Annotated in this window: 5 protein-coding genes; all 5 read right to left on the bottom strand. The window is 32.4% G+C overall.

The features are described from left to right. Nucleotides 1-92 precede the first annotated feature (92 nt). A complete protein-coding gene (locus tag BVH02_RS21055) occupies nt 93-1,172 on the bottom strand; it encodes a 6-bladed beta-propeller (RefSeq protein WP_158093930.1) in 1,080 nt (359 codons plus the stop codon). Continuing rightward, entirely contained in the window at nt 1,129-2,121 is a 993-nt protein-coding gene (locus tag BVH02_RS21050) for a YncE family protein (RefSeq protein ID WP_143244277.1), read from the bottom strand. Before BVH02_RS21050 ends, BVH02_RS21055 begins: the two co-directional genes overlap by 44 nt. A gap of 50 nt (nt 2,122-2,171) precedes the next feature. Next, nucleotides 2,172-2,405 (bottom strand): hypothetical protein, encoded by a 234-nt coding sequence (locus BVH02_RS21045; RefSeq protein WP_086503444.1) that lies wholly within the window; start codon nt 2,403-2,405, stop codon nt 2,172-2,174. A gap of 117 nt (nt 2,406-2,522) precedes the next feature. Next, nucleotides 2,523-4,085, bottom strand: a complete 1,563-nt coding sequence (locus tag BVH02_RS21040; RefSeq protein WP_086503443.1) for a vitamin K epoxide reductase family protein — start codon at nt 4,083-4,085, stop codon at nt 2,523-2,525. 309 nt (nt 4,086-4,394) lie between these two features. Continuing rightward, nucleotides 4,395-4,619: a hypothetical protein gene (locus BVH02_RS21035; protein WP_086503442.1), complete on the bottom strand. Its 225-nt coding sequence runs from the start codon at nt 4,617-4,619 to the stop codon at nt 4,395-4,397. Between the last annotated feature and the right edge of the window lie 434 nt (nt 4,620-5,053).

Genomic DNA, 5,053 nt, shown 5'->3' with positions numbered 1-5,053 from the left:
AACCTATTAAAGCAAAAATCTAAAAAAACTGTGGGTAAATAGAAGTCACTAAAACTAATTAGAATAATCTATACCAATAGAAAATAAGAAATTTATTGAAGACTTACAATCCCAATCAATGGATTTAGTTCCTCATTTGAAATATTTGAAAAATTATATGTTTTAATAAAGTAAAACTGGTCTTTTGACAAATCAAAGGGTCTTAATTGAATTACTTCTTCATCATCTATCAGAAAACCATCAGTTAAATTTATTGAAAATTCGTTATTCCTATTACCAATGAAAGACATATTCCTTCCATTTCTAATATACTCACAAAGTAAATAATTTTCAGACAGTATTACATTCTTAACAACAACCAACTTATTACCTTTATTATTCATTAATGGTGGAGCAAAGTTAAGCTTTAAGTAAGGTATCAAAGTTTTTTCCACCAAATTAAACAAAGTGTCTCTGATTATAGATTCATTGACGAGAACTGGAGTATAAATAAAATTCTCATTATTAACTTTGGAAATATAATTCTTATAAGGATAGGAAGCTGCTGTTTCTTTATCCAATTCGATATATAAAAGAGGAATTGAATCAGAAATTTTTAAATCCTTATCCATAAAAAACAATGATCTTTGATTCACATATTTATCATTATATTTAATACCATCATTACCAGCTATGAGGCTAATTTTTTTATTTATAACATCTATGTAATCAATAAAAAAAGGAACTTTTTTCTCGACTAAGTATTCATTTTCAAGTGAATATGAAATCAATCTATTTAAAGATGCAATATGTACTGTTTCTGTTTGCTCATCTATAACAAACGATGAAACACTACTAAATTCACCTGGACCATCGCCACTATTACCTAAACGGTATAAGAATTTTCCACTTCTGTCAAAAACAAGTATTTTACTTGTAAAGTCTAAAACAAAAACTTTGTCTTTATAAAATTTAAGATCCTGAATTAGCTTCAAGAAAGAATCTTCATTTGTCTCAAGCGCTATATATTCTATTGACTTAGAAAGATTAGAAAGCTGAAAGCCAGAATCTCCCTCCTTTGGCACATTAAATGAAACGATATCGTTGTTTATTGTTGAAGAACAACTTAGTAAGTAGAAACATAAAATGCTAAGATTTAATCTTAAACAAAACAACCAATATTTTATTTTCATTTGTATCATATTTTTTGTAAGAAAACATATATTCACTAGAATTGGTAAGAAGGGGTGAATAAAAACCAGTATTTTTCAAATCATCATAAAACCCTGAATTTTTACCTTTTTTACTTAAATATTGCTTATCAGATTTTAAATCGTAAATGAAAAAATAGTTACTATTTAAATATTTAAAATAAGTGGTAGCGAATTTCCCTACCAAGCCCTGATTTGAAGAAAATAAAATATTCCCTCCAGAAGGCTTATTATTGTAAATATTTTTAAAAGTTAAAACTGGCTTTTTGAAATCATCAACAGAGGAATAAATTTCATTAAGCGTACCCATAGCCACAAATAATTCGCTATCATTTGATGTAATTGAGGAATGTCTGAAAGCTTTGTCGCCAGCAACATAATTCATTTCTTTTTTAGTATCAAGCAATTTAAGGCTTAATGGGTCATATACATCTAAATAGTAAGTCTCTGATTCATCAGTATATTCAAATCCAGCTACATACAGTTTATTTTTGAACATTAATATCCTTGTAATACTCTTATCAACTTTTACCTCTCTGACAACTTTATCTGCATTAGTATCTATAGACAAAATGCTCTTGTTATGAGCAACAAATAACAAATTTTTCTCAGGATAATACCCTAAACTTGTGATTAATTTTGGGTCTTTCGGCCTATAAATCTCTTTTATAAAAGTCCCTGCTTTATCCAATTTAGATACCGATACTGAAAACCCCTTATAGTCTATTTCACCAGGAGATAAATAATAAAAATCTTCACTAAGTACCAAGTGTCTTATATTACTATAATCTTTGTTTAATTCAAAAATCAATACATCATCAGCTATACTGGAAACATTTATGCCATCAAGGTAAACATGTTCAACCACAATATCTTGATTTAAATAATAATTGAATATGCTTAATAGGTAAGGAAGAAATAAAATCATCATAATTTTAAGTATAAAAGTGGGACCTTTGTTGGTCCCACTTAAGATTAATATCATGGATAAGCACCCTCACAAGTTGCACCACAACCATTACACTGACTAGCTGCATATTGCAAAGCCTCTTCTAATGAATTGCGGGATACAGAAAAAGGATCATTTTCACCACAACCACCTGTAAAACCGCAATAACAATCATAATCATACCCTCCAAAAATATTGGCTAGGTGACTACGCTGTAAAACTTCTTCTGAGCGTAGTTTCAGTTTTCCTAAACTTAACTTTTTCATTTATATTTTATTTAAGTTAATTTTTTATCCGGATAGCTAAGGACACCCGGATTTTGTGTCCATTCATCGCGACTGAATATTATTTAATTCCCAACTTGTAAACATTGAGAAGCTATTTTAAACTAGCAAATTCTTTAAATCCTCCACGCTATATTCCTTAGGAAGTTCATACCCATTAATAAACAAAGTAGGAGTGCGGGAAATTTTTTCGCTATTACACCAACCCTCCATATCTTTTACTTTTTCTTCTTGAAATATAAATTCATCATTCAAAGGGTATTTGAAAGCAAACATTTGATAATCCTTTTTCTTTGCTCCATACCAGTCGTCCAAGGCTTTACGCATAAGCTTTGAATTATCTTTACTTTGTATCGCAAGTAAATGCCCAACCATTTTTCTCCTTCGCTCATCTTTGTAGCTTGGAGAAAAAAGAATTTGCAGGTCAATATTTCCTTTATCGAATAGGTTTTCTAATATCGGGTGAACCCTTGCACAGGGCCCACAATATGGATTACAGACTTTTATTACGTGATATCTCGGATGCTCCCCTTTAAGAAATACACCTAACCCTTGTGGCATATTTCTAATTTTTTTGGAACGAGAAAGGGAAATATCAAAGAGTTCCTTATTTGTTTTGAATTTGCTTAGTTCTCTTTTTACTCTATAATATTCTTCCTCCTGACCCAGCATTGGCTGAATAAATATCCCGCCTAAAATTACTCCTGTAAAGAGAAAAAGAAACAAAAAGCAAGAAACCTCATCAAATCCATCGAACCTAAAATCTCCCCCAAAGAATATCAAGACTTCCATTACCAACACCCCTTGGATCAGTAAACAGATCTTGCACCACTTTTTAATAACTATAGCCTGATAATAAAATGCGTAGATCACTACAGGAATGCTTGCTAAACTTAGCCATCCAAGTAGTGAAACAGAGGAGAAAGCTAATCCTGCAAGCAAACCCGCTCCTGCAAAAAAGTAGGCAAAGGACAGCAGACTGAGATTCAGCCGGCCATCTAAAAAGTGAAAGTTTTTCGAATCCAGCACAGAATTGCAATCCATTCTTTTCCCTCCCGAACAGAACTTTTGAAGAGCCATATTATCCTTATCATGCTGGTAATACAGCAGGATAAGCGAGATGGACAATCCCAGCAGCTTGAGTAAAAAATAGACAAGGTACAATCCTGAAGTTCCATTTTCAACTAAACCAAATCCCAGCCATACCAACAGACTAATGGTACATACTGTTGCCACACCTTTGATGATACTCTGATTCAGGATTTTCTGTTTGATTTCCAGTTCTGAAGCATTTTCCTTGGCTTCCACCAATAAACTTACGCCAGTCCAACTCATTAGGAAATCCACCCGAGCAATATCCTTTTGCTTTCCTTTTTCATCAAATAAAGAAACATACTGTTGTGAAACAGAAGTGATAACATTGAAGTATTTGCCATTGACCCTTGATACTTGCACTAAAACAGGAAGAGGAAAGTCATCCAATCGGTCCGGACCTAGATTAGCCGCTATTGATTCCACCCCAAACTCCTCAAGGGCATCAGAAATAGAAAGTAAGCTGGGGTACTGGGGATGACTCAAGATTTTTTCCTTCAGAATTTGTTGGGTATACCGCACTCCAAGGGAGTCCAATAACCTCTTACATATAACCAAACAATTATCCATGTACCAGTAGTAATAAAAAGTTTAACTAAAATCCTCCCGTTTAAAACGATAAATAAATTTGCAAGTTAAGATTTAAAAAAACTATACGAAATTTACTAACTTTTAGTAACTTTTTACTTAAACAATTAATTTTTAAGCCATGAAGATAGGCGAATAATTTAAAAGCGAAAGAAATGAATGGCTAAGCCAGCAAAAAACATCCGCTCTTAAAATATTGTTTAGTTTATTATAGCAAAACCAATAGAACAATTCTTAATTTTATAGGTGGGACGATCAAACGTCCCACTTGAAATTAATGGTAATAATCAATTATCCAGAGCAAGTCGCTCCCATACCATGACACTCAGCTGCAGCCTTATTTTTGGCGTCCTCCTCGCTGTCGGCAGTTACATTAAACGGATAGCCTTCACCAGAACCTCCAGTAGCTCCACAATAACAAGTAAAACTTGCTCCTCCATAAACAGTGGCCATTTGACCTTTCTCCATAATCTCATCTGAATGGAGCTTTAGTTTACCTAAATTCAATTTTTTCATTTTACTAAAATTTAAAATTATTAAAAGACCCCAGTCAATTATGGACACCTGGGAAACATGTCAATTCATCGCAATTGAATATTATATGCACCAACACTTAACTGGTACAACTCGCTGTCGCCTAATCAAGTATTTGCCATCATAAGGCAAAACATGCACGGTTCCACTCAAAATAAAATCGCTCTATTTTCTAGCCCTGTATTTCATTGCCATGGAAATAAAGCCAAATTCCAACGCATCAGATGGTGAAAGTGACTTCAGATACTCTGGATGTGCAAGAAGCCTTTCTATAAGAAGATTGATAGTAAAAGGAGCATTAAAAATTTTAAGTATCCTCTTGAAAGTTACAAAACAGTAGTCTATGTATTCCTAATAAAATTTTTAACTAAAATATTTAATTTTCAAATTATTGAATAAATTTGATAATTAAATAT

Origin of the sequence: Algoriphagus ratkowskyi (assembly GCF_002150505.1) — a bacterium.
In the GTDB taxonomy this organism is placed as follows: Bacteria; Bacteroidota; Bacteroidia; order Cytophagales; family Cyclobacteriaceae; genus Algoriphagus; species Algoriphagus ratkowskyi.
Note: the sequence above shows the minus strand (reverse complement) of the source record. Positions and strands in the feature narration are given on the sequence as shown.

Bases quoted from the DNA above. Each gene is read 5' to 3' on its own strand.
- BVH02_RS21055 (WP_158093930.1), bottom strand. From the start codon at position 1,172: ATGAAAATAAAATATTGGTTGTTTTGTTTAAGATTAAATCTTAGCATT.
- BVH02_RS21050 (WP_143244277.1), bottom strand. From the start codon at position 2,121: ATGATGATTTTATTTCTTCCTTACCTATTAAGCATATTCAATTATTAT.
- BVH02_RS21045 (WP_086503444.1), bottom strand. From the start codon at position 2,405: ATGAAAAAGTTAAGTTTAGGAAAACTGAAACTACGCTCAGAAGAAGTT.
- BVH02_RS21040 (WP_086503443.1), bottom strand. From the start codon at position 4,085: ATGGATAATTGTTTGGTTATATGTAAGAGGTTATTGGACTCCCTTGGA.
- BVH02_RS21035 (WP_086503442.1), bottom strand. From the start codon at position 4,619: ATGAAAAAATTGAATTTAGGTAAACTAAAGCTCCATTCAGATGAGATT.